The 23620-nt window shown below is 63.9% G+C and carries 22 protein-coding genes; 13 read left to right on the forward strand and 9 right to left on the reverse strand.

The genetic code is table 11. The features are described from left to right. The first annotated feature begins 130 nt into the window (after positions 1-130). From B8V81_RS07835 to B8V81_RS07875, 9 genes are all read left to right on the forward strand, one after another. Positions 131-451, forward strand: a complete 321-nt coding sequence (locus tag B8V81_RS07835) for an STAS domain-containing protein (RefSeq protein ID WP_028600769.1) — start codon at positions 131-133, stop codon at positions 449-451. Between the two features lie 33 nt (positions 452-484). Further along, positions 485-943 (forward strand): anti-sigma B factor RsbW, encoded by a 459-nt coding sequence (gene rsbW, locus B8V81_RS07840; RefSeq protein WP_028600768.1) that lies wholly within the window; start codon positions 485-487, stop codon positions 941-943. After that, on the forward strand, positions 940-1722 hold the full coding sequence (locus tag B8V81_RS07845) for a sigma-70 family RNA polymerase sigma factor (protein WP_028600767.1): 783 nt from the start codon (positions 940-942) through the stop codon (positions 1720-1722). Before rsbW ends, B8V81_RS07845 begins: the two co-directional genes overlap by 4 nt. A 149-nt stretch (positions 1723-1871) precedes the next feature. Next, positions 1872-3101: a magnesium transporter CorA family protein gene (locus B8V81_RS07850; RefSeq protein WP_052333669.1), complete on the forward strand. Its 1230-nt coding sequence runs from the start codon at positions 1872-1874 to the stop codon at positions 3099-3101. Between the two features lie 961 nt (positions 3102-4062). Next, entirely contained in the window at positions 4063-4923 is an 861-nt protein-coding gene (locus tag B8V81_RS07855; protein ID WP_028600766.1) for an ABC transporter ATP-binding protein, read from the forward strand. Further along, complete coding sequence (locus tag B8V81_RS07860; RefSeq protein ID WP_028600765.1) at positions 4923-5804, forward strand: ABC transporter permease; 882 nt, start codon at positions 4923-4925, stop codon at positions 5802-5804. Before B8V81_RS07855 ends, B8V81_RS07860 begins: the two co-directional genes overlap by 1 nt. 87 nt (positions 5805-5891) lie before the next feature. Continuing rightward, positions 5892-6380, forward strand: coding sequence for a sigma-70 family RNA polymerase sigma factor (locus B8V81_RS07865; protein ID WP_255309803.1), 489 nt, complete (start codon positions 5892-5894; stop codon positions 6378-6380). Beyond that, on the forward strand, positions 6377-7021 hold the full coding sequence (locus B8V81_RS07870) for a DUF5345 family protein (protein ID WP_028600763.1): 645 nt from the start codon (positions 6377-6379) through the stop codon (positions 7019-7021). Before B8V81_RS07865 ends, B8V81_RS07870 begins: the two co-directional genes overlap by 4 nt. Beyond that, on the forward strand, positions 7018-7242 hold the full coding sequence (locus B8V81_RS07875; protein ID WP_043112096.1) for a hypothetical protein: 225 nt from the start codon (positions 7018-7020) through the stop codon (positions 7240-7242). The genes B8V81_RS07870 and B8V81_RS07875 overlap by 4 nt, the downstream gene beginning before the upstream one ends. Positions 7243-7538: 296 nt before the next feature. Here the strand turns inward: B8V81_RS07875 and B8V81_RS24725 are convergent, their stop codons facing one another. The 3 genes from B8V81_RS24725 to B8V81_RS07890 all read right to left on the reverse strand — a co-directional run bounded on the left by B8V81_RS24725 (position 7539) and on the right by B8V81_RS07890 (position 10575). Continuing rightward, the gene (locus B8V81_RS24725; protein ID WP_146000463.1) at positions 7539-8543 is read right to left on the reverse strand and encodes a hypothetical protein; all 1005 of its coding nucleotides are present in this window, start codon (positions 8541-8543) and stop codon (positions 7539-7541) included. Between the two features lie 128 nt (positions 8544-8671). Next, on the reverse strand, positions 8672-9826 hold the full coding sequence (locus B8V81_RS07885) for a PP2C family protein-serine/threonine phosphatase (protein ID WP_028600760.1): 1155 nt from the start codon (positions 9824-9826) through the stop codon (positions 8672-8674). A gap of 146 nt (positions 9827-9972) precedes the next feature. Beyond that, positions 9973-10575: a DUF948 domain-containing protein gene (locus B8V81_RS07890; protein ID WP_101808085.1), complete on the reverse strand. Its 603-nt coding sequence runs from the start codon at positions 10573-10575 to the stop codon at positions 9973-9975. 348 nt (positions 10576-10923) lie between these two features. Between B8V81_RS07890 and B8V81_RS07895 the strand changes: the two genes are divergently transcribed. From B8V81_RS07895 to map, 4 genes are all read left to right on the forward strand, one after another. Beyond that, positions 10924-11088 (forward strand): DUF1328 domain-containing protein, encoded by a 165-nt coding sequence (locus B8V81_RS07895; RefSeq protein WP_101808086.1) that lies wholly within the window; start codon positions 10924-10926, stop codon positions 11086-11088. Positions 11089-11268: 180 nt separating this feature from the next. Then, on the forward strand, positions 11269-12102 hold the full coding sequence (locus B8V81_RS07900; protein WP_244912729.1) for a lipase family protein: 834 nt from the start codon (positions 11269-11271) through the stop codon (positions 12100-12102). Positions 12103-12221: 119 nt separating this feature from the next. Then, complete coding sequence (locus B8V81_RS07905) at positions 12222-12584, forward strand: helix-turn-helix domain-containing protein (protein WP_101808088.1); 363 nt, start codon at positions 12222-12224, stop codon at positions 12582-12584. A 91-nt stretch (positions 12585-12675) separates the two neighbouring features. Beyond that, positions 12676-13419: a type I methionyl aminopeptidase gene (gene map, locus B8V81_RS07910; protein ID WP_101808089.1), complete on the forward strand. Its 744-nt coding sequence runs from the start codon at positions 12676-12678 to the stop codon at positions 13417-13419. A gap of 119 nt (positions 13420-13538) precedes the next feature. Here the strand turns inward: map and B8V81_RS07915 are convergent, their stop codons facing one another. The 6 genes from B8V81_RS07915 to rocD all read right to left on the reverse strand — a co-directional run bounded on the left by B8V81_RS07915 (position 13539) and on the right by rocD (position 23582). Beyond that, positions 13539-14261, reverse strand: a complete 723-nt coding sequence (locus B8V81_RS07915) for an amino acid ABC transporter ATP-binding protein (protein ID WP_028600755.1) — start codon at positions 14259-14261, stop codon at positions 13539-13541. Further along, positions 14258-14911 carry an amino acid ABC transporter permease gene (locus tag B8V81_RS07920; protein WP_307719995.1) on the reverse strand — a complete coding sequence of 218 codons (654 nt, stop codon included), beginning with the start codon at positions 14909-14911 and terminating at the stop codon, positions 14258-14260. Before B8V81_RS07920 ends, B8V81_RS07915 begins: the two co-directional genes overlap by 4 nt. 23 nt (positions 14912-14934) lie before the next feature. Then, positions 14935-15774, reverse strand: a complete 840-nt coding sequence (locus B8V81_RS07925; RefSeq protein WP_028600753.1) for an ABC transporter substrate-binding protein — start codon at positions 15772-15774, stop codon at positions 14935-14937. A 301-nt stretch (positions 15775-16075) separates the two neighbouring features. Next, positions 16076-20509, reverse strand: a complete 4434-nt coding sequence (locus B8V81_RS07930; RefSeq protein WP_101808090.1) for a M20/M25/M40 family metallo-hydrolase — start codon at positions 20507-20509, stop codon at positions 16076-16078. Between the two features lie 844 nt (positions 20510-21353). Then, positions 21354-22295 carry an arginase gene (gene rocF, locus B8V81_RS07935; RefSeq protein WP_052333667.1) on the reverse strand — a complete coding sequence of 314 codons (942 nt, stop codon included), beginning with the start codon at positions 22293-22295 and terminating at the stop codon, positions 21354-21356. A 78-nt stretch (positions 22296-22373) separates the two neighbouring features. Further along, positions 22374-23582, reverse strand: coding sequence for an ornithine--oxo-acid transaminase (gene rocD / locus B8V81_RS07940; RefSeq protein WP_101808091.1), 1209 nt, complete (start codon positions 23580-23582; stop codon positions 22374-22376). Between the last annotated feature and the right edge of the window lie 38 nt (positions 23583-23620).

The following is a 23620-nucleotide window of genomic DNA, read 5'->3' on the forward strand; positions in this document are numbered from 1 at the left end:
CTTTCCACGCAAAAAAAAGGACGGTTTTCCCAGGCCGCGCCCGTTTCATTCCGTCTCGGAAGGGTTATTATCTTGCTATGAGCTATTAATGAAGCCGAAGTATCATCAATCAGAACCAGGAGAGGGATCTATGAACCAGAATGAGAAGTTCCAACTACGCACCGAAACTCAGGAAGGCCGCTGCATCGTCTACCTGAGCGGAGAGCTCGACCTCGACTCCGCGTCCCAGCTGCGCGCCGCGATGGCGCCCCTCATGGAGCTGACGGACCGCGAGCTGATCCTCAACCTGCGCGACCTTAAATACATCGACAGCACGGGAATCGGCATTTTCGTTTCCGTCCTGAAAGCCCGGCACGCCAAAAACGCCCCGTTCGAAGTCGAGGCGATTCCGCCCGGCATCCGCAAGCTGTTCGACATGACCGGAATCACTTCCTTCCTCACCAAATCCTGAAGCCTACGGCGCCCAGAAAGGACCGAATCAACCATGACTGCTGAAGAAAAAATCACGCTGCGCCTGCCGGCCAAATCCGACTATCTGGACCTGATCCGGCTGACTCTGTACGGAGTGGCCACCAAGGTCGGCTTTACCTACGAGGAGATCGAGGATATGAAAGTCGCCGTGTCGGAAGCCTGCAACAACGCCGTCCTGTACGCTTATGCCGGACGCGCCGACAGCGAGCCGGCCGGCGAGATGGAAGTCAGCTTCCTCCGGGCCGGCGAAGCGCTGTCGATCGTCGTACGGGACGAGGGGGACAGCTTCGACGCCGCCTCCGTCGCCCAGAGAGCCGAGCCGCTCCATGGCAAGTCCATTCACGACATCCAGGCAGGAGGCCTCGGCCTTTATCTGATGCAAGCTCTCATGGACGAAGTCGAAGTGCGGAGCGAAAAAGGGACGGAGGTCGTACTTACCAAACGTCTGGTAAAAAGTGGGGAGATGGCATGAGCATGCAACCGGCCAGCCCTTCTCCCCAGGCAGGAACAGCCCTTATTCTGGAATATCAGAACAACCCGAACAACGATCTGGCGACGCAGCTCATCACGCATTACGAGCCGATGGTGAAGATGGCGGCCGGCAAGATCGCGCGCAACCGCCCCGATCTGTACGAGGATCTGTACCAGGTCGGCCAGATGGCGCTGCTGCGGCTGTTCGCCCAGTTCGACGCCTCGATGGGCGTGCAGTTCGAGCCGTACGCGATGAAGAGCATCATTGGCCATATGAAAAACTACCTGCGGGACAAATCCTGGTATATCCAGGTTCCGCGGCGCATCAAGGAAAAAGGCATCGCCGTGCAGCAGGCGATCGACGAGCTGACCGTCCAGCTGGAGCGCTCGCCCCGCATCGAGGAGATCGCCCTGCGCATGGATCTATCCGTCGAGGAGACGCTGGAAATTCTCGGCGGCCGGGACTTATATCATTATATCTCGCTCGATACTCCGATTTCGGAGGACGAGAGCACGACGACGCTCGGGGAGCTGATCGGCTCCCAGGCGGACGACTTCGATACCGTGGACAAAAAGATGGATCTGAAGGCCGCCCTCGAGCAGCTCAAGCCCGAGGAGCAGCAAGTGCTGCAGCTCGCCTTCGAGGAAGGCATCCCGCAGAGGCTGATCGCCGATCGGCTCGGCGTCTCGCAGATGAGCATCTCGCGCATCCAGCGCCGCGCCATCGAGAAGCTCAAGCGGCTGCTCTCCGAGGACGGCCAGCCGTACGACGAGGCGTAGCGACCTCATGCCGCGCCAAAAGGCCGCATCCGAACGTCGGATGCGGCCTTTTGGCGCGGCCTGCGCAGGAACGGAGCCGGTTGTTAAGCGCGGCGGCTTCGGGGTATGATGGAAAGATCGACGCCAAGCGCGGGAGGGGGACGGAGCCCATGATTCATCGCCAGCTCAACTATAAGGCCGGATGGGAATGGCATGTCATCCAGGACGATCGCCATGCCCGCTCCTTCCTCCCGGACGGGCAAGCTCCGCTTGTCCGGTCGCGCTCGGCGGGCCGGCGCCGGCCCGCCGATCCGGCCATGGAGCAGGCCGGACGCCTGGCTGAGCAGATCGCCGCGCAGCGGGCCGAGCAGCTCCGCGCGCTCGCGTCGGAGCTGCCCTTCTGCTCTTCATGGCTCCGCGAGACGGAGGGCCGCCGCCGCAACGAGGTCCATTTCAGCCTCGACGAGCGGCAGCAGCCGCTGCTCTCCGGCACCCTCATGGTGCAGCCGGACGCCGCCGAGAGCGAGCCGCAGCCGCTGCACTACTGGCTGTGCGGCTCCCGCCTCGTCACCTGGCACGAGGACCCGCGCCTGCCGCTCAAGCTGCAGGCGGGGTCCTGGGCCGAATGGATGGAAGGCTGCCCAGGCGCGCGCGAGGCGTTCCTCGTGCTGCTCGGAGCGCTGCTGGAGGCGTTCCACGGCGGCCTCGACGATTACGAGCGGAAGCTGACGGAGCTGGAGCGTGCCGTGCACAGCCGCAACCGCACCGCCCTGCTGCCCGTCATTTTCGAGCGCCGCCACGAGCTGCTGCACTGGACGCATCTGTTCCTGCCGATCCGCGAGGTGCAGGATTCCGTCAAGGAAGCGTATGTGGACGCCATTCTGGATACGCCGGAATTCCAGCGCCTCGGCTACAAGCTTGAACGCATCGACTCGCTGCTCACCCGCTACACGTCGGAGATCGACACGCTCATCGCGATGGACGATGCGATCGCCAGCTTCCGCGGCAACGACATTATGAAGACGCTGACGATCTTCACCGCGCTGTTCGTGCCGCCGACGATCGCCGGCACGCTGTGGGGCGTGAACTTTCGCTACTTGCCGGGAATCGACAGCCGCTGGGGCTTCCCGATCCTGTGCGCCTCGATCGTGCTGTTCGCCGCCGGCCTGTACGCCTGGCTCTGGTTCAAAGGCTGGACGGGCGACCTGCTCACCGACCGCGCCGAATCGCGCAGGCGCGCCCGGCGGGGCAAGGAGCAGGCCGCCGCGGAGCCGTCCGCAGCCGCGCCGATGCCGAAGCGCTCGCGGCCGGCCAAGGCCAAGCGCCCGCAAGCCGCCGCTTCCGGCGGCAGCCGCAGCCGGCGCCCGTACCCCGGCGATGACGGGGAGAAGCGGGACTAGACGCCGGGCTCGGGCTGCGGAGCGGGCTCCAAGGCACTTTTGTGCCTTGGATTTGCCCGGTTCGGGCCGCGCAGCGGGCACCAAGGCATATTTATGCCTTGGATTCGCCCGGTTCGGGCTGCGGAGCGGGCACCAAGGCACTTTTGTTCCTTGGATTCGCCCGGTTCGGGCCGCGCAGCGGGCACCAAGGCACTTTTGTGCCTTGGATTCGCCCGGTTCGGGCCGCGCAGCGGGCACCAAGGCACATTTCTGCCTTGGATTCGCCCGGTTCGGGCCGCGCAGCGGGCACCAAGGCACATTTGTGCCTTGGACTCGCCCGGTTCGAGCCGCGCAGCGGGATCCAAGGCACTTTTCTGCCTTGGATTCGCCCGGTTCGGGCTGCGGAGCGGGCACCAAGGCACAATTGTGCCTTCGATTCGCCCGGTTCGGGCCGCGGTGCGGCGGCGGACTGGTTCATGGCAGCGGCGATTCCCCGAATATCGGCGCTTCTCCCAGGTCCAGGCGCGTCCCCAAAGCCGGGACCGTCACGAACGGGTCGCGCCAAGCTCAGCGCCCCGTCGCCTTCCCCTTCCGGCTGGCCGCAATCGCTGCCGCCAGCTCCCGGCCCCCCCATTTCTGCACTCCGTCCGTCTCCTCCTGCACTCCCTCCGTCTTCCCTCTTGCATGAACGCCTACATCGCAAGTAAAATCGACGCTGATAATCCGACGCACGCGCTGGCCAAGAAGCTCCCCTCAAAGTCTGATTCGGCGCCGCTCGCCCTGCCGATAGGTCCGCCTGCCTTCCCACCAACTTCGCAGGCCGGCTGCAAGCTCGTTCCCGCTCCCATCGCTCCCCCTTCTCCAATCGGATCCAAGTCGGCTTCTCTACCGGCAGCCCCTCTAAAAAAAACCTCCCTCCCCTTGAACGAATCGGCTCCCGCAGACGACTTATAGGCAGAATAAAGACAGGGGGCGATAGACTATGATCCGGTTCGACAAGGTGACGAAACGATTCGGAGACAAGACAGCGCTGAAAGACTTCAGCGCGCAGATCGAGCCCGGAGCGATCACCGGCCTGATCGGGCCGAACGGCGCCGGCAAAACGACGCTCATCCGGCTACTGAACGGCCTGCTGCGGCCGGAAGAAGGCACGATCTCCGTTGACGGGCTCAGTCCGCTGCAGAATGGAGACGAGGTGCGGCGTCGCTGCGGGACGCTTACGGAGCAGCCGGGCCTTTACGAGGACATGACGGGGCGGGCCAATCTGCGCTTCTATGCGGACCTGTACGGCATTCCGGCCGAGGAGCGCATCGAGGAGCTGGCCGACGTGCTGTCTCTGCACGCTTTTCTCGATCGGGCGACCGGGACGTACAGCACCGGCATGAAAAAGAGGCTCGGCCTGGCGCGCGCGATGCTGCACCGTCCGTCAGTGCTGCTGCTCGACGAGCCGACGAACGGGCTCGATCCCGACGGCACGCGGGACGTGCTCGGCTATCTGCGCCGTCTGAACGAGCGCGAAGGCGTCACGGTGCTCATCTGCTCGCATGTGCTCGCCCAGCTGGAAACCGTCTGCAGCCGGTATATCTTTCTCGAGCAGGGCGTCAAAAAGACCGAGGGCACGCTGGACGAGCTGCGCTCCCGCTACATTCGCAGCCTGCGGGTCGAGCTGCGCGCGGACGGCTGGGAGGGACGAAGCGGCCGCTTCGTCGTCGAGGCGCCGTCGTACGGCGAGCTGCCGGCGCTCATCGCCCGGGCGGCCGCGGAAAGCCGCCTGTATGAGGCGCGCATCCTGAACGACGATCTCGAGTCGGTCTATTTCCAGATCCGGAAGGAGGAGTCTTGATGAGCCGGCATGAAAAACTCGTGGGTCAAAGCCGCTTCGGTCCCGTCTGGGCGATCGCCCTCAAGGACATGCGCGCGCTCAAGGCAAGCGTGCAGCTATGGCTGCCGATGCTGATCGTGCCGCTGGTCTTCGGAGGCGTGCTGCCGGCGATCCTCATCTCCGTCGTCCGCTTCTCCGCGCTGCCGGCCGGAGCCGAAGGAGTGAGCCGCATGGGCAACTTGGATTTCCTGCTCGAGCTCGTGACCACGTCCGCCCCGCCTGCGCTGCAGGCGCAGCTCGCGCCGCTGCCGGGCGACATCGAGCGGGTGCTGTATTTCGCCCTGACCTACCTGCTCGCACCGATGTTCCTGCTCATCCCTGCGATGGCCGCCAGCATCATCACCGCCAACAGCTTCGCCGGGGAAAAGGAGCGCAAGACGCTGGAGGGGCTGCTGTATGCACCGATCTCGATGAACCAGCTGCTGCTCGGCAAGGCGCTGTCAGCCCTCCTGCCCGCGCTCGGGCTGACGTTCGGCAGCTTTCTCCTTTACGGCATCGTCGTCAACTCGCTGGCGTACCCGGTGTTCGGCGGCCTGATCTTCCCGACGTGGAACTGGCTCCCGCTGATGCTGCTCGTCGTGCCTGCGCTGACGGCCGTCATCGTGCTGGCGACGATGCTCATCTCGGCCAAGGTCAAAGGATTCCAAGAGGCGTACCAGCTCGGAGGCGTCGTCGTGCTGCCGGTGCTCGCGCTCGCCGGCGGACAGGCGACGGGACTGCTGCTGCTCGGCAGCGGCGCGATGCTGCTGATGGCTGCCGCTCTCGCGCTGATCGCCTGGCTGCTGCTGCGCTCGGCGCGGCGATTGGCGCAGCGGCATCAATTTCTCGAAAAGCTCGGCTGACCGCCGGAGCTGCGGAAGGAGGCGGAGAAGGTCAAGATCGGAGCTTGGAGCAAACGTCAGACGGAGGATCCCCGCCTCCGCCGCGCCGTGCGGGGCGATGCCGGGGCGATTGCGGAGCTGCTGCGGGAACAGTACGGCTTTTTGCGCAAGTACCTGCTCAAGCTATGCCTGAGCGGGCCGCTGGCGGAGGATCTCGCACAAGAGACGATGATCCGCGCCGTGGAGAGCATCGGGCGGTTCCGGGGCGAGTCCGCGTTCTCGACATGGCTGCTGGCGATCGCGACCCGCGTCTATCTCGATGAGAAGCGGCGGGAAGCGCGGCGGGATCGGCGGCAGTCCGCTTACGCGGAAGCGGAGCGGATGAAGCTGGCGCACAGCCATCCGGAGCTGCGGCTCGAGCTGCTGGAGGCGCTCGCCGCCTTGCCGGACGAGCAGCGGGCCGCCGTGCTGCTGAAGCACTATTACGGCTATTCGTATGAGGAGATCGGAAAGCTGTCCGGCGTTGCCGCCGGCACGGCCAAGTCGCGGGTCCATCACGGACTCGCCAAGCTGCGGAAGGAGCTGACGGAGGAATGAAGGACAAGGAACGTCCAAAAGCGGCCCGGGACGAGGCGCCGCGGCGGGAGGAGCGGCGGCGAGGAGACGGATCGGACGCCGCGCGGCGGGAGGATGGTCAGGATGAAGCGCCTCGCATGGAGCGAGCGGGATCGGACGCCGCGCGGCCGGAGGAAGGAGAGGATGAAGTGTCGGGCGTGGAGCGGTCGGGATCGGACGCCGCGCGGCCCGCGGATGGTCAGGATGAAGCGCCGGGCGTGGAGCAGGCGGGATCGGACGCCGCGCGGCGGGAGGAGCATCGCTCCGAGGAACGGGCGCAGGAAGCGTTCGAGCGCCGCCTCTCTCTCGAGCTGAAGCGGATGGATGAAGCGCTGCCGGAAAAGGAGGCCGATCCGCAGCAGATGCTCGCTCTCGTGCGCGAGGTCCAGGCCGCTCAGCGCCGCCGGCTGCTGCGCGACCTGGCGCGCTTCTGGCTGGCGGCAGCCGTGCTGCTCGCCGCCGGCATCTGGGCGGCCGGAGCGGCTCCGGCCTACTACGTCGGGGCGCAGCTCGCGCTGACAGCCGCTGTGCTGGCTCTCGTCGCGCTGGCCGGCCTGCTGCGGCGGCCGCTCGAGAGCAGGCGCAACGAAAAAGCAGCCGGGAACGGAGGGGGAAGCGTATGAACCGAACGGATTGGGAGGCATTGTCCGCATTTCCGCTGTATGGGTGGGTGTTGATATTCGCCGCCTTGTTCGCCCAAAGCACCTGGCTGTTCGTCCACGCGACCCGGCATGGCCGCAACCGCTGGTTCTGGGGACTATGGGGGCTGATCCAGGTGCCGACGCCGCTGCTCGTCTACTGGCTCTGGCATGCCTGGGGCCGCAGCCGCGACAAACGAGCCTGAACGAATGACCAGCTCCATTCTGCCCAGGCGCTTTCGACTCCCTCATGGAGCCGATTCGCCTCATTTCCACCAGCCAGGGTACTCTCGACTCCCTCATCAAGTCGATTTGCCACGCCTCATCGAGCCAGGGCACTTTGGACTCCCTCGTGGAGCCGATGCGCCTCATTTCCACCAGCCAGGGTACTCTCGACTCCCTCATCGAGTCGATTTGCCACGCTCATCGAGCCAAGGCACTTTCGACTCCCTCATTGAGCCGATTTGCCTCATTTCCACCAGCCAGGGCACTTTCGACTCCCTCATCGAGTCGATTTGCCACGCTCATCGAGCCAAGGCACTTTCGACTCCCTCATGGAGCCGATGCGCCTCATTTCCACCAGCCAGGGCACTTTCGACTCCCTCGTGGAGCCGATGCGCCTCATTTCCACCGTCCAGGGTACTTTCGACTCCCTCGCGAAGCCGATGCACCTCATTTCCACCAGCCTAGGCACTTTCGACTCCCTCATGGAGCCGTTGCGCCTCATTTCCACCGTCCAGGGTACTCTCGACTCCCTCATCGAGTCGATTTGCCACGCCTCATCGAGCCAGGGCACTTTCGACTCCCTCGTGGAGCCGATACGCCTCATTTCCACCAGCCAGGGCACTTTCGACTCCCTCATGGAGCCGTTGCGCCTCATTTCCACTAGCCAGGGTACTCTCGACTCCCTCATCAAGTCGATTTGCCACGCCTCATCGAGCCAGGGCACTTTCGACTCCCTCGTGGAGCCGATACGCCTCATTTCCACCAGCCTAGGCACTTTCGACTCCCTCGTGGAGCCGTTGCGCCTCATTTCCACCAGCCAGGGTACTTTCGACTCCCTCGTGGAGCCGATACGCCGCGTTTCCACCAGCCAGGGTACTTTCGACTCCCTCGTGGAGCCGATACGCCGCGTTTCCACCAGCCCAGGCATTTTCGACTCCCTCGTGGAGCCGATGCGCCGGATTTCCACCAGCCAGGGTACTTTTGACTCCCTCACGAAGCCGATGCGCCTCATTTCCACCAGCCTAGGCACTTTCGACTCCCTCATGGAGCCGATACGCCTCATTTCCACCAGCCAAGGCACTTTCGACTCCCTCGTGGAGCCGATACGCCGCGTTTCCACCAGCCAGGGTACTCTCGACTCCCTCATCGAGTCGATTTGCCACGCCTCATCGAGCCAGGGCACTTTCGACTCCCTCGTGGAGCCGTTGCGCCTCATTTCCACCAGCCAGGGTACTTTCGACTCCCCGGCAATGCCAGCCTCGACGAACCGATGAGACCTCATGCCGTTCTTACGGTCCTGAGCGTGTTGGCGCAGGAGCCGGCAGCTCCTCGCAAAAAAAGGCCTCAAGCTCTGCTTTTCAGAGCTTGAGGCCTTTTTCAATTCCATCGGATGGCAAGGCGGGCAGCCGCTCAGCGGATGCCGATCTGCACGAGGCAGCAGTCGTCCGGCCGAGGCCCGTCCTCGGACAGGAGCAGCTCATGCAGCGAGCCGCTCGTCCGCACGGCTCCGGCCATGCGCTCCATCAGCATCTCGAGCCGGCCCTCCTCCGGTCCGCTCACCAGCTCCAGCAGGCCGTCCGTGAACAGCAGCAGCTGGTCGCCGGGCTGCACCTCCACGACCTGCTTTTGGAAGGTGACGCCCTCGAACAATCCGACCGCCATGCCTCCGCCGGAAAGCGGCTCCTCCGTCCCCTGTCCGCCCGCGCGCACGAGCAGTCCCGGCGGATGGCCCGCATTGACGTACTCCACCGTGCCCCGCTGCAGGTCTACGACCATATAGAGCGCCGTGAAATAATACTGGATGAGCTGATCCGCGAACTGCAGCTGCAGCGCGCGGCGGTTGAGCTCCTCCATGACGAGCACCGGCTCGACCTTGGTCACCATCGCGTCCCTCAGCACCGAAGCGATGAACATGCAGACGAGGGACGACGAGATGCCGTGGCCCATCGCGTCGATGACGGCGATGCCGTAGCGATGCTCGTCGATCCGGTTCCAGGCGTACAGATCGCCGGACAGCTCCTCGGAAGGCTGGTAGATCGCATCGATGACGATGCCGCTCTCCTCCAGCTTCGGCGGCAAGGCCGCCGACTGCACCTCTTTGGCCAGCTGCAGCTCCTCGCGGATGCGCCGATCGCGCTCGCGATGCCAATCCTTCTCCTGCTTGAGCCGCAGCGCTACGCGGATGCGGGCGAGCAGCTCGATGCGGTTGATCGGCTTGGTCACGTAGTCGATCGCGCCGGCATCGAGCGCCTCGGCCAGCTTTTTGGAATCCCCGATCGCCGTGACCATGATGACCGGGATGTCCCGGAGCCGCTCCGACGCCTGAATGGCTTGGCAGGCCGCAATGCCGTCGATGCGGGGCATCATCATGTCCAGCAGGATGAGGTCCACGTCCGGCGTCGGAATGCCTTCCGCCGGCTCGGCGCCGTTCTCCTCCAGACCGAGCATGGCGAACAGCTCCATGCCGGAGGCAGCGGCCCTCACGTCCCAGTAGCCTGCCCGCTTGAGCATCTCCTGAACGACCGTTATATTCATCGCGTTATCGTCGACAACTACTATCCGCATGATGATTCCTTCTCCCCGAAATCGCGGCAAAAGCAAGGCAGCCGAAGCGGCCCCCCTGCCTGCCTTTATAGCCAAACGTTTGGTTCTATCCTAAAGCAACTTGCCGGCAAAGTCCAGCCGCCGCCGCGCGGCGCGGCTCGTACGAATCAGGCTTTGGAGCGGCTCGAACGGATCAGGCGCGCCGCCTGGATGCCGACGTCCAGCCAGCCGACCCATGCGGGCGAGCCGGAAGCGTCCTCGGCCAGCACCGGAACTTTCTTCGGCGGCTGGCCGGCAGCGGAGCCGCCGGAGCGCAGCGGCACGGCCGTGCCGGCATAAGCGGCGGCGCTGCCGCTGCGAGCGTCCGTTTCCGCTGCGGGCAGGCTCGCCTTCAGGCCCTTTTCCTCCAGCTCGGCCGTCACCGCCGATTCATGCGCCTTGCGGCGCAGGCGGTTCGTCCAGCCGGTGGAGAACTCGCGGGCGGCAGCGGCGACTTCATGCACGGTCGTGCCGACCTCGCGGACCGAAGCCATCAGCGGATCGACGGCATCGATCTGGTGATTGACCTGTTTGGTCAGATCCTTCACGCTTACGACCAGCTCGTCGACATCGCCCTTCCATTCCTGCACCGCACCTTGAACCTCGCGGATCGCCCCGCTCGCCGCGTCGAGCGACGACTGCACTTTCTTGAGCGTCTGAGCCAAATAAACGACGAGCACCGCGATCGAAATGGCGATGATCAGCACGCTGATCCCAATCAAATAGTCCATGTTCTATATCCTCCTAAGACGGCTCTTATCGACCGATTTTGACTTAAGCGTTAATACCCCGGGCTTCATCGATCCAATCAACCGATCGGCCGCTGGAAAGCTTTTGCGGCCGATAGCCGCAGGTCGGCAGGGACGCGGGAGGCGCGAAAAAAACGGATAAGATGTAGGGCCGGACAAATTCAGGGAACGATTGTTTAGGGCTCAAAGGCCAGGGTTAATACAGCTACATCAGCGGACGGCAAGCAACCGTCCGGCGAATCCGAAAGCTTCGGAAGCCTCCAGCAGAGGCGAGCCGAATCATCCGGATCCGCGCCAACCAACTCCACTTTGAAAGGTATGGTGAATCCCATGTTGAGATGGGCCATTATTTTTCTGATCATCGCCATCGTCGCCGCAATCTTCGGCTTTGGCGGCATCGTAGGAGCCGCAGCCGGCATCGCGAAAATCCTGTTCTTCGTCTTCCTGGTGCTGTTCGTCATCTCCCTCATTACCGGACGTCGAACGACCCCTTGACGCTAGGCAGGCGGCAGCGAATTCAGACGAGACATCCCGATCCCTTTTGACGAGGGCATCGGGATGTTTCTATTTTATAGCGAAGGATAACCCGGCATCGGCTCTGGGCTTAGGCGCAACCGGATGCGCTGCTGCATATACTGCTCTACAAGCACTCTAGCGCCAAAGGAGCTGGGCAGCGTGAGCAGAAAAGTGAAACTCAGCAGCGCCACCCCTGTCATGGATCAGCGAACGGCTTTGTTTCTTGCGGCCGTGTGCGGACAAACCTATCTGCTGCTGAAAGGAACGGGAGAGGTGCGGCTGCCCGACGATTACGAGGTGGTCGGCGTCTTTCAGGCCGGGGGGCATGCCGGAGCCCCAGCCCAGCCGTTCGGCTTCGTCGCCGAATCGCCGCATGCGGTCGTCGCCGCGTTCCGCGGCACGAGCTCGACGTCGGAGTGGCTGACCGACTTCATGGCCGAGCAGGTCGACTACGCCATCGTCAAGGACGGCGGCAAAACCCATCGCGGCTTCACCTCCCTCTACGAGAGCCTGCGCCCGCAGCTGCGGGAGCTGCTCGGACGGACTGGAGCGCGCAAGCCCTTGTTCCTGACCGGACACAGCCTCGGCGGCGCGCTCGCGACGCTGGCCGCTCTCGATCTGGCGAAGAACGACCCCGTCCGCAAGCCGATCGTCTACACGTTCGCCGCGCCGCGCGTCGGCGATTCCGACTTTGCCGAGGCATACGCCAAAGCTGTCCCGCGCAGCTTCCGGCTGGCGAACAGCAACGACATCGTCACCTATTTGCCGCCGCTCGTCTATCAAGATCCGCGAACGAAGCTGATCTACTACTACGCCCATGTGAGCGAGCTGGCCGAGCTCGACTTCAGCGGCGGCAGCTTCTCCGGCAATCATGTGCTGCTCGGCTACTTCAACGCGCTGGCGGCACGGGAGCCCGAGTTCGCCGCCGCGATGTGCCGCAGTCCGATCGGCTGGTGTCCGAACGCGCAAAAGCTGCCCGGCGAGGGCAGCTAGTCCTGACCAAAGACGTCCTTTCCCGCCGGCTCGGAGAAGGACGCCTTTTGCGCGCGCTCGCGCTGCGCTATAATGAGGCGATTCCATGCCGGCTGTCCGGCCAAAGGAGGCCTTGACCCATGACGACTTCGAACGCCCCCGGCCGCATCGGCCTCGGCGGCCGTCTGCGCGCGCAGCGGCAGCGGCTCGGCTGGACGCAGCAGCAGCTGGCAGACGAGCTGTCCGTCGCCAAGTCGACCGTCTCCCAATACGAGAACAGCGTCAATGCGCCGGACTATGACATGCTGGTTCGGCTGTGCCGCCTGTTCGGGGTGTCGTCCGACCACCTGCTCGGCCTCTCGGCCGAGGCTGCCGTCCCTCCGTCGCTTCCTCGGTCGGGCGACGAACCGCTCGCGCTCTCGGGCCTCCGCGCCGACGAGCGCGAGTTTCTGCTCGCCAGCCTCGAAGCCTATCGATCCGCGCTGCGATTGCGCGGATTCTGATGCGGCTGCCTTGGCGGCTGCAGCCGACGCCGGCAAGGGCCTGCATGACAGAGACATTTGGCGCCGCAACTTTTCCAACAGGAGGGATTCCATGAACTTGAAAACGAAGGAAGAGCTGGCCCTCATGCGCAAGGCCGGCCAAATCGTGGCGGAGTGCCATGAGCTGCTGAAGGAACGGGTGAAGCCCGGCGTCACGACGCTGGAGCTGGACCGTCTCGTCGAAGAAATGATCCGCAAGCGCGGCGCCGTTCCAAGCTTCAAAGGGCATCACGGCTTCGCCTACTCGATCTGCTCCGCGCCGAACGACGTCATCTGCCACGGCTTTCCCGATGACCGGCCGCTGGCCGAGGGCGACGTCATCTCGATCGACATCGGCGCCTTTTATCAGGGCTTCCATGGCGACTCGGCCTGGACCTACGCGGTCGGCGACGTCTCCCAGCCGATCCGGCGGCTCATGCACGACTGCCATGAAGCGCTCTTCCTCGGCATCGCGCAGGCGGTCGCGGGACGGCATGTCGGCGACATCGGCGCAGCCGTCGACCAGCTCGCCCGGGCCCGCGGCTACGGCAACGTCCGCGACTTCAGCGGACACGGGCTCGGGCGCGAGCTGTGGGAGGAGCCGTCCGTGCCCCACTACGGCTTGCCGGGCAAAGGCCCGCTGCTCCAGAACGGCCTCGTGCTGGCGATCGAGCCGATGTTCACGCTCGGCGACTGGCGCGCCTTCGTCGACAGCGATGGCTGGACCGCCCGCACCGCCGACCGCTCGATCTGCGTCCAGTACGAGCATTCCGTCGCGATCACGGAGGACGGTCCGCACATCCTGACCGTGCTGTAGCGGAGGCCGGGGGCATCCAGAAAACAAAAAATCCCAGGCACATCTGTGCCTGGGAACGTCAATCACGACTCCGGCCGCCGCGGAGAACCGGCTGCTGCAAGCGGCTCAGCCTCGGCTGCTTACAGCACCTTGGACAGGAACTCCTTGGTCCGGGCATGCTGCGGAGCGGCCATGACCTCGCGCGGGTCGCCCTGCTCGACGATGTAGCCGCCATCCATGAAGATCAGCCGGTCGGCGACCTCGCGGGCGAAGCCCATCTCATGCGTGACGATGATCATCGTCATGCCGTTCTGCGCCAGCCGCTTCATGACGTCGAGCACCTCGCCGACCATCTCGGGGTCGAGCGCGGACGTCGGCTCGTCGAACAGCATGACCTCCGGCTGCATCGCCAGCGCCCGCGCGATCGCGATGCGCTGCTTCTGGCCGCCGGAGAGGCTGTCGGGACGCGCGTCCCGCTTGTCCTCGAGGCCGACGGAGCGCAGCAGCTCCAGCGCGATCCGCTCGGCCTCCTCCTTTTTCAAGCCTTTGACCTTGCACGGAGTGATCGTCAGGTTGTCCAGCACGGACATATGCGGGAACAGGTTGAAATGCTGGAACACCATGCCCATCTTCTGGCGGATCTCGTTGAGCTCCTTTTGAGCCGCGGTCACGTCGCGGTCCTTGAACCGGATCGTGCCGCCAGTCGGCTCCTCGAGCCGGTTCAGGCAGCGCAGGAACGTGCTCTTGCCCGAGCCGCTCGGTCCGATGACGGCGACGACCTCGCCTTTCTGGATGCTGGCGTCGATGCCTTTGAGCACCTCATTGCTGCCGAACGACTTGCGCAATCCCTGGATCTCGATCATCGCTTGCCCAGCCTCCTCTCCAGCACGCCCAGCAGCTGCGAGAGCGTGAAGGTCATGATGAAGTAGACGCCGGCCGCTACGATAAGCGGCTCCAGCGGAATGAACGTATTGCCCTGCACGGTGCGGGCGTTGTACAGCAGCTCCGCGATGCCGATCGTCGAGACGAGCGACGAGTCCTTGATGATGACGATCAGCTCGTTGCCGATCGCCGGCAGCATGTTGCGGAACGCCTGCGGCAGCACGATCAGGCGCATCGCCTGCCAGCGCGACATCCCGAGCGAGCGGGCCGCTTCCATCTGGCCCTTGTCGATCGCCTGGATGCCGGCGCGGAACACCTCCGCCATGTAGGCGGCGCTGTTGATCGTCAGCGCGACGACGCCGGACGCGAAGGCAGGCAGGTTGACGCCGAAGTTCGTCAGGCCGTAGTGGATGATGAGAATCTGCACGAGCATCGGCGTGCCGCGGATGATCTCGATGTAGGCGGTCGCCAGGAATTTGACGATCCAGATCCGCGACAGCCGCATGAGGGCGAAGCCGATGCCGAACAGTGTTCCGAGCAGCACGCCGAAGAACGACAGCTGCAGCGTCACCCACGCGCCGCTGATGAAGTACGAGCCGTACTCATCCAGAAAGGAAAAGTTCAAGTTCATCTATAGAACGCTCCGTCCGTCGTTTATTCGCCGACGAGCTCGTTCGCTTCCACGACGAAGCGGTCGATGTCGCCGCTCGCCTGCAAGCGGTCGATCGTCTTGTTCACGGCGTCCAGCAGCTCCTGATTGCCCTTCTTGATCGCGATCGCCGAGCCGGCTTCCTCTTCCGACTGCTCGATCTTCACGTCCGCCAGCGCGATGCTGTCCTGCGTCTTGACGTATTGGTCCGCAACCGGCTTCTCCACGATCAGCGCGTCCACGCGGCCGCTCGTCAGCTCCAGGATCAGCTCCGGAATTTTCGCCAGCGACGTCAGCTTCGCGCCTTCGACTTCCTTGGCGATGCCTTCCTGGATCGAGCCCTTCTGCACGCCGATCTTCTTGCCTTTCAGATCGTCCAGGGAGCCGTAGCTGCCTTCCTCGCCCTTCTTCACGATGACGCCCTGCTCCGCTTTATAGTAGATCTTGGAGAAGTCGACGTTCTGCTTGCGTTCCTCCGTCGGCGTCATCCCGGAGATGACCAGGTCGACCTTGCCGCCGTTCAGCGCCAGCAGCAGCCCGTCGAAGTCCGAGTCGCTGATCTCCAGCTCGGCGCCGAGATCCTTGGCGATCTCCTTGGCGATCTCGATGTCGAAGCCGACGATCTGGTCCTTGCCGTCGATCTTCTTGTGGAATTCGTAAGGCGCGTAGTCCGCGCTCGTGCCGAGCACGAGCTTGTCCATCTGCAGTCCGCCCGGGGCTGCCGATGCCTCCGCCGTCGGCGCCGGCGAGGCCGTCGCTCCCGCTCCGCCCTCGTTCGTCGTCTTTTGTCCGCATGCCGTCAGCAGCAGCGCTGCCGCAATCGTAACCGTCCAAACCTTTTTCATTGGCTGCATCTCCCCTGCCTCTATGAGTTGTGATGAAATATGCATGAAAAGTAATAATTAATTACCGGAAGCCAGTATAACATTGCCGGACTTCTCGCACAACTGCCGGGCATAATTAGGCAGTCGACTTAACAATATTACCCAAAATACTAGCATTTATTCCCTGCATGTCGATGCTGTAAGCAAAATAATAAGCTTTATCGGATTACCGCATCATCGCTTCATCCGTTGCTTGTCTTAGCAGCAAGAAAGAACTGCCCGCAGGCAGTCCTTTCTTCGCATGCTAGGTTCCGCTCGGCATCTAGGATACCGCCAGCAGGCGGCTGACGATGACCGCCGCCTGGGCGCGGTTCGCGTCGCCCTTCGGCGTGAAGTTGCCGTCGCCGGTGCCGAGGATGATGCCGGCGCTGGCGAGCAGCGCGACGGCGTCCTTGGCGTAGCCGCCGATTTTGGCTTGGTCGGCGAAGCCGGCAAGCGTCGAAGCGGTGTCCGGAGCGGCAGGCTGAGCCTTCAGCTTCCAGACGTTCGCGGCCATGATCGCCATCTCCTCGCGGGTTACGGCGCGATTCGGCTCGAACTTGCCGGTGCCGGTGCCCTGCACGATGCCGGCCGCTACAGCGCTGGCGATCGCCTCGCTGTACCAGGCTCCCGCCGGCACGTCGCTGAAGCTCGTCCCGCCGCTGGCGGCAGGCAGCCCGTAAGCGCGCGCCAGCATCGTCAGGAATTCAGCGCGGGTGAGCGTCTTTTTCGGACCGAAGGCGTCCTCGGTCAGTCCCTTCAGGATGCCTTTGGCCGCAAGCTCCTGAATGGCCGTTCCCGCCCAGCTCAGGACAGGTCCGAGATCCTTGAAGTTCGGCACGACGACCGGTGTCGGCGTCGGGCTAGGCGTAGCCGTCGGCTCTGCCGACGGAGTCGGCGTCGGGCTAGGCGTAGGAGTCGGCGTCGGCACATAGATCGGGCCGCCCGAATCCGGCGTCGGCGTCGGCGCGACGATGCTGCCCGCATCCGCGAACTCGGCTTTGGTCGCCGCGTTGTAGATGGCGTTCGCCAGCAGGCGGTATTGTGCCTGCGGATGCGCCTTGTTCGTCAGCTCGTTGGAGAAGGCCGTCACATACGTCAGATCCTTGTGGTACGTGAAGCCGATCGTCTGGCCCTTGACCGCATCATGTCCCGGCCACCAGCCGGCGATGAAGAAGTCCGGGGCGTCGCTCGCCTTGGCGACGACGGTCGAGCCGCTCGGCACGCTCGTCACGAACGTTCCGGATTGCGTATACAGATAGTCGTCCGCTTCATAAGGAGCGCCGATGAGGCTGTCTTGGCTGATCGTCGCCTTGAACAGGCCCTCATGCGTGCTGCCCGTCGTCTTGAAGTCGAAGCCCGGCAGCAGGCCGGAGGTCTTCAGCGTGCTCATCGCCGCGCGGCCGTAGCCGATGTACGGCTTGCCCGCTTCGACGAGCGGCTTGTTCCACGTATTGACGAGCACGTCGCTCGCAGCGGCGTCCGTCGTCACGTTGAAGCCGAGATCCTTGAGGGCGAACGCCGGCACGCCGGAGGCGGCGACCTTCACCGCAGGCAGCGGCTTGCCGTAGATCGTTCCGCCCGGGTAGCGGACGGCTTGCAGCGTATACTTCGCGAGCAACGGCTTCAGGCTCTCGTACGAGACGAGGTAGTCGCCCTTCTCGTAGCCCGCGCCGCCGGCCGTCAGCAGCGTGACCGTCTTGCCGGCCGCCGTCAGCTCGTTCACCGCGCGGACCGCGTCGTTGTTCGTGCTGCGGATGACATAGGCGTCGCCGCTGCCGGAGAGGGAGCTGGCCGGCTTGGCCGCCTTGGCCGCGCGCTCCGTGGCGCCGGCGAATGCGCCTTTGTCATAGACGGCATAGCGGTCGAATCCTCTCATATAAGAGAAGCTTTGCACGATGTCCGCGTACATCTCGCCGAAGTCGGAGACGTCGATGCCGTCGTACAGCACCAGGTTCGCGAAGCTGCGCTTCGCCTGGTTCATCGGCACGATGTACGTGCCGGCCGGATACAGCTCGCCGCCGGCGAGGACCGGACGGGTCGTGCGCTCGACCTTCACGCCGCCCCGGATGAGGTAGTTCGCCATGTTGGCCGCTTCGAGCGCGTTCTTTTGCAGCGATGCGTCTACAGGAAGCACATAATAGTCCGGGAAGAAGCTCTTGCCTTCCGGACGCGGACGTCCGATCGGCTTGTACTCGGCGTTCACGAGATACTTGTCGACGTTCGGGCTGTCAACGTTGTCCACGCCGCGCTTGTATACCTCAAGCTGGTTCAGGAACAGCTTTTCCTTGTTGTGGATCACATAGTCCGTCGAGGCGAACAGCGTGTACAGCAGCGCCGTCGTCGACTCCTCGTTGAGCTCCGGAATCTCGATCGTATGGCCGAGCGCTCCGTGATGCATCGCGTACACCGCCGTGTAGGCCGGAGATGCGTCATCCCATCCGGTCGCGTTCGCGATCACTTCGCCATCCTTGCCTTCGGCCAGCTTCTTCGCCTCAAGGTAAGGGATATGGTACTTGTCGTAGTACGTGTTGGCGATCGCCGCGCGGCCCATCGCATCCGCCTGCTCGACCATGCTGTCGATGAGCAGGTCGTAGTCGATGTTCGGATCATGCGGCGGCGTGCAAGGCTCGATCAGGAACTCGCCCACGAAGCCGTGCAGGTCCAGGAACGACAGCGGCGACCATTTCGCGATCTCGCTGGCGACGATTTGCGTCTCCGGCTGCGTCTGGTACGAGTTGTCGCGGTTCAGGTCGAACCCGTTGGCGTTGGCGCGGGTGTTCAGGAAGCGCCCGTCCGGGTTCTGCGTGAAGTTCATCAGGAAGATGACGTTGTCGAGCGCCTCGTCGATGTCGATCGTCACCTGCTGCTTCTGCCCGCTGGCATCGGTCGTCTCGTAGGAAATCTCGTCCTTCTTCGTCATTTCCTCGAAGAAGTTCAGGATCGCGTCGACGCCCGGCGCCTCGTCCGGATGGATGTTGTTGATCCAGATCGGCACCTTGTAGCCGGTCAGCTGGCCGCTGCGGATTTTCGCCTGCAGCGCGGCCGGATCGTCCATCATGAGCGGCAGCGTCTCGTTCACGTACTGGTCGACGGACGCCTTGTCCTTGGCCAGCACGGTGAAGTTGATGTCGCGGCCTTGCACGGACTTGCCGAGCACCTCCGTTTTAATATAGCGGCCCGGCTTGGACTCGGCCTCGGCCGTGATGCGGTCGATCTCCGGACGGATCTCGTCGTACGTGCGGTACGAGTCGTACACGTTCAGCTTGATCGGCGCGGAGCCGATGCGTTCGCCCTGCTTGTCCGTCACCATCAGCTCATGCGTGCCGAGCAGGCTCGGATAGTCGCGGCGCAGCGTCGACGGCGAGACGTTCAGCTGCTCGTACGGCTGATTGTTGACCTTGTACGCCTGGTCGAACACAACCGTCGCCGTCACCTTGCCGTTTGCGACGACCGGCTTGTCCTTCAAATAAATGAAGGCATTGCTCGTCGGCTTGGCGCTGGCGTCGCGCTGCTTCCAGTCGGACAGCGGCTTGCCGCCGAAGCTCCAGTTCAAGTAGGTGTCATCCGATACGGTAAAGCCTCTCGGCACCGTGAATTCGACTTCGATCTCGCTTTTCTTCGTCAGCGATGCCTTGTCGCTGCTCAGCTCCAGCTTCGCGCCCGGCTCCTTGATTTCCCGAAGCAGCTGCGTCAGCACGGACGCGAACGTGCTCAGGCGCTCCTCGATGCGGCCCGGATAGTTCGTGTTCAAATAGTCCAGCGTATCCTTGCCCGTATGCCAGATCTCGCCGTCCTTCTCCGTCTGGGTGTAGCCGTTCTTGTCGCCCAGGCTCCAGTTGGTCGCTTCCAGATAACCGTACGGAATGCCCGCGTCCTCGAACGGCGCATGGTCGCTCCAGTCGCCTGTCGTTCCGGCCGGATACTCGGCGTTTTCGCCCAGCTGCGTCTGCAGGTCCAGGTTCAGCCGCTGCGCGATGGCGAGCGCCTGCTCGCGGACGAAGCCGGCCTCGCCTTCGTTGCCGTAGACGTACATGTTGTCGCCGGCGGCGAGGCTGTCGAGATTGATCATCGCGACGGTATTCGCCTTCTCTTCCTCGGTCATGGCCGCGACGTAGGCTTTGGAGCCCTGCAGGCCGTTTTCCTCCGAGCCGAAAGCGACGAACTTGATCGTATAAGGCAGATCCTGCTGCTGCGATACCGCTTTAGCGGATTCAAGCATGACGGCGACGCCAGAGGCGTTGTCGTCGGCACCCTTGCTCGGCGCCTTCACGCTGTCGTAGTGGGCGCCGACGATGATCGTGCGCGGCGACTTGCCGTGCTTGACGGCGGCGACGTTGCTCGATTTGCCTTGAGTCGTTTTCGTCGTATACGTGAACTCCGTGACCGTAGGGCTGTAGCCCATGTCCTCGAACTGCAGCTTGATGTAATCCCGGGCCGCTTGCTCCTCTGCCGAGCCCGCCGGACGAGTGCCGATCGCGCCTGCCAGATGGTTCAGATACACATACGCGTCGTAGCCGGCTTGTCCCGGCTGCAGCGACGCGCTCGCCAGTACGTTGTAAGGCAATGCTGTCGGCTCCGTGACGACTGCGGCTTCTTGGGCATAGGCTGTGACCGCCCAACCAGCCGGAGATACGAGCGTGCCTGCGACGGACAGCGCGACGACTGCCGCCAGGAACGGCTTTCTCGCCTTTTTGCTGCGCTTCTGTTCGACCAACGTTCATTCCTCCCCGAATGAAATCTCTCTTCTTCCCCTTGCTCGCTGAATGCTATGTATACAATATTCATAACATTGTATATTGTATGGGAGAAATTATAACACCCCGCCCGCCTTCTGCCCAGCCCTTTTTCGAGAAAATAGCGAAAAATCGCGATCGGGCGCGAATCGAGATCAATCTGCATCTTTATTCATAGATTCCGAGACCAAACTTATCCGAACGCATGCCGTTGGATGCGGAACGCAACTGCCGCGTCTATGGCGGCGGCGATGGAGATGGACGGGTTTAGCTGCCACGGGAGGAATTGCCTCGCTAGATCGAGGGCGCTACGCGCGGAAAAACCGTGCGTAGCGAGCTCAGCTCCCTCGGCCTGGCCCGCTACGCGCGGAAATACTGTGCGTAGCGAGCTCGGCTCCCTCGGCCTGGCCCGCTACGCGCGGAAAAACCGTGCGTAGCGAGCTCGGCTCGATCGGTCTGGCCCGCTACGCGCGGAAATACTGTGCGTAGCGAACTCAGCTCCCTCGGCCTGGCTCGCTACGGGCGGAAATACTGTGCATAGCGAGCTCAGCTCCCTCGGTCTGGCCCGCTACGCGCGGAAATACTGTGCGTAGCGAGCTCAAACTTCCTTCACGCGTCGTATGAGCCAGCAGCGAGTTGCCGCTATCCGCTCAGCTAGCGTTCCGTAAACCAATCAACGGGTAAAAACGGACCTCACTCCATCCGCCGATGTCCCGCACTCCAATCGAGAGGCAAACTAGTTGGCGCTTTGCCGTGCCCCGCGTCACTCAGGCGCCTGGCGCGCTGGCCTGCGGCGCCCGCAGCCGCTGCTGCGGGCGCGCCGCCTTACAGAATCCGCTTGCCGAGCAGCGAGGCGGCCAGCTCGACGGCCAGCCGCGACGTGCGGCGGCTCGGGTCGAGCAGCGGATTCACCTCGACCAGCTCCAGCGACGTGGCGAGTCCGCTTTCGGCCAGCAGCTCCATCGCATAATGCGCTTCGCGGTAGTTCAGCCCGCCCGGCACCGGCGTGCCGACGCCGCATGCTTCGAGCGGATCGAGCACGTCGAGGTCGAAGCTGACATGCACGCCGTCCGTGCCGTCGCCGGCGATGGCGATCGCCTGCTCCATGACGGCATGGATGCCCATGCGGTCGATCTCATGCATCGTGAAGCAGCGGATGCCTTCCGCGCGGATGAATTCCCTTTCGCCCGGATCGAGGTCGCGGGCGCCGATGATGACGACGTTCTCCTTGCGGATGAACGGACCCGCGCCCGGGATGTCGGCGAGCGTGAAGCCGCCCCGCCCGATCGCGGCGGCCAGCGCCATGCCATGGATGTTGCCCGACGGCGTCGTCTCCTCCGTGTTCAAGTCGCCGTGCGCGTCGAACCAGATCAGCCCGAGATTGCCCCGATGCCCCGTCAGTCCGGCCAGCGTGCCGATCGCGATGCTGTGGTCTCCTCCCAGGACGAGCGGGAAGCGTCCGCCCGCGGCCGCCCGGTGCACCTGCTCGCCGAGCAGTCCCGCCATCTCCTTCACCTCGGCCAAGTATTTCATCTTGGTCCCGGCGGTCGCGGGCTCGGCGGCGAGACGCGGCACATCGACGACGATCTCCTCCGCCAGCTCGAGGCCCATATGCTTCAGCTGGCGCTTCATGCCCGCCTCGACGATGCTCTCCGGGCCGAGCTCGGCGCCCGCCCTTCCGCCTCCCAGCCAGAACGGCGCATGGATCAGCTGGATTTTTTTCGCCGCTTCCGGGCGGCTGTGGAACGATTCGGCATAGCTGAACATATCGGATTGCCCCTTTATCGATGGAATGGAAATCGAATTCAGCTCGAGGTCAGATTCAGTTCATTCACGTCAACCGCTTCAATCCAGTCCGTGGCCGTCGCCGACGAGCACGAGCCGCAGGCGCTCCAGCGCCCACTCCAGCTCCTCCTCCGATATCGTCAGCGGCGGCGCCAGCCGGATCGTATTCTCATGCGTCTCCTTGCAAAGCAGCCCCAGCTGCATGAGCTGCTCGCAGTACGGACGCGCCGGACCTTGCAGCTCGATGCCGATGAACAGGCCGCTGCCGCGGATTTCCTTGACCGCGGGGCTGCCCATGGCGCGCAGCCGCTCCATAACGAGGCCGCCCAGACGGAGCGAGCGGCCGGCGAGATCCTCCTCCTCCAGCACGTCCAGCGCGGCTGCCGAGACGGCGCAGGCGAGCGGATTGCCGCCGAACGTCGAGCCGTGCGAGCCGGGCTCGAACAGCCCGAGCACCTCATCGCTGGAAGCGACGGCCGAGATCGGCAGGATGCCGCCGCCGAGCGCTTTGCCCATGATGTACAGATCCGGCACGACCCCCTCGCGGTCGCAGGCGAACGGATAGCCGGTGCGGCCGAAGCCGGTCTGGATCTCGTCCGCGGCCATCAGCACGCGGTGGCGGTCGCACAGCTCGCGGATGCCGCGCAGGTAGCCGTCCGGCGGGAGCACGATGCCGGCCTCGCCCTGGATCGGCTCGACGAGGATCGCCGCCGTATGCGGCGTGATCTCCGCCTCCATCGCCGCCAGATCGCCGTACGGAACGATCGTAAAGCCCGGCAGGAACGGGCCGAAGCCGCTCTTGTACTCCTCATGCGACGAGAACGAGGTGATGGCGAGCGTGCGCCCGTGGAAATTGCCGCTGCAGACGATGATGTCCGCCTGGCCGTCCGGCACCCCCTTGACGCGGTACGCCCAGCGGCGGACCGCCTTCAGCGCCGTCTCGACCGCCTCCGCTCCCGTATTCATGGCGATGAGGCGGCTTTTGCCCGTATAGCGGGCCAGCTTCTCGTAAAATTCGCCGGCGGCGGTGCTGTGGAACGCGCGCGAGGTCAGCGTCACCTTGTCGGCCTGCTCCTTGAGCGCGGCGACGAGCTTCGGATGGCGATGGCCGTGGTTGAGCGCGGAGTAGGCGCTCAGGAAGTCCATGTACGACTTGCCCTCCGGGCTCTTCACCCAGACGCCCTGGGCTTCTTCGATGACGACCGGCAGCGGATGGTAATTGTGCGCCGCATACCGTTCCGAGAGTTCAATCGTGCGAGCCGAGTTCATAAATCCTCTCCCGTCTGCATCAATATGCATATTGTATT

The organism is Paenibacillus pasadenensis, from assembly GCF_002864175.1.
GTDB lineage: Bacteria > Bacillota > Bacilli > Paenibacillales > Paenibacillaceae > Paenibacillus_O > Paenibacillus_O pasadenensis.

Bases quoted from the DNA above. Each gene is read 5' to 3' on its own strand.
- B8V81_RS07845 (WP_028600767.1), top strand. From the start codon at position 940: ATGAGCATGCAACCGGCCAGCCCTTCTCCCCAGGCAGGAACAGCCCTT.
- B8V81_RS07835 (WP_028600769.1), top strand. From the start codon at position 131: ATGAACCAGAATGAGAAGTTCCAACTACGCACCGAAACTCAGGAAGGC.
- B8V81_RS07905 (WP_101808088.1), top strand. From the start codon at position 12,222: ATGACGACTTCGAACGCCCCCGGCCGCATCGGCCTCGGCGGCCGTCTG.
- map (WP_101808089.1), top strand. From the start codon at position 12,676: ATGAACTTGAAAACGAAGGAAGAGCTGGCCCTCATGCGCAAGGCCGGC.
- B8V81_RS07925 (WP_028600753.1), bottom strand. From the start codon at position 15,774: ATGAAAAAGGTTTGGACGGTTACGATTGCGGCAGCGCTGCTGCTGACG.
- B8V81_RS07915 (WP_028600755.1), bottom strand. From the start codon at position 14,261: ATGATCGAGATCCAGGGATTGCGCAAGTCGTTCGGCAGCAATGAGGTG.
- rsbW (WP_028600768.1), top strand. From the start codon at position 485: ATGACTGCTGAAGAAAAAATCACGCTGCGCCTGCCGGCCAAATCCGAC.
- B8V81_RS07890 (WP_101808085.1), bottom strand. From the start codon at position 10,575: ATGGACTATTTGATTGGGATCAGCGTGCTGATCATCGCCATTTCGATC.
- B8V81_RS07920 (WP_307719995.1), bottom strand. From the start codon at position 14,911: ATGAACTTGAACTTTTCCTTTCTGGATGAGTACGGCTCGTACTTCATC.
- B8V81_RS07850 (WP_052333669.1), top strand. From the start codon at position 1,872: ATGATTCATCGCCAGCTCAACTATAAGGCCGGATGGGAATGGCATGTC.
- B8V81_RS07895 (WP_101808086.1), top strand. From the start codon at position 10,924: ATGTTGAGATGGGCCATTATTTTTCTGATCATCGCCATCGTCGCCGCA.
- B8V81_RS07870 (WP_028600763.1), top strand. From the start codon at position 6,377: ATGAAGGACAAGGAACGTCCAAAAGCGGCCCGGGACGAGGCGCCGCGG.
- B8V81_RS07855 (WP_028600766.1), top strand. From the start codon at position 4,063: ATGATCCGGTTCGACAAGGTGACGAAACGATTCGGAGACAAGACAGCG.
- rocF (WP_052333667.1), bottom strand. From the start codon at position 22,295: ATGTTCAGCTATGCCGAATCGTTCCACAGCCGCCCGGAAGCGGCGAAA.
- rocD (WP_101808091.1), bottom strand. From the start codon at position 23,582: ATGAACTCGGCTCGCACGATTGAACTCTCGGAACGGTATGCGGCGCAC.
- B8V81_RS07885 (WP_028600760.1), bottom strand. From the start codon at position 9,826: ATGCGGATAGTAGTTGTCGACGATAACGCGATGAATATAACGGTCGTT.
- B8V81_RS07860 (WP_028600765.1), top strand. From the start codon at position 4,923: ATGAGCCGGCATGAAAAACTCGTGGGTCAAAGCCGCTTCGGTCCCGTC.
- B8V81_RS24725 (WP_146000463.1), bottom strand. From the start codon at position 8,543: ATGAGGTCTCATCGGTTCGTCGAGGCTGGCATTGCCGGGGAGTCGAAA.
- B8V81_RS07875 (WP_043112096.1), top strand. From the start codon at position 7,018: ATGAACCGAACGGATTGGGAGGCATTGTCCGCATTTCCGCTGTATGGG.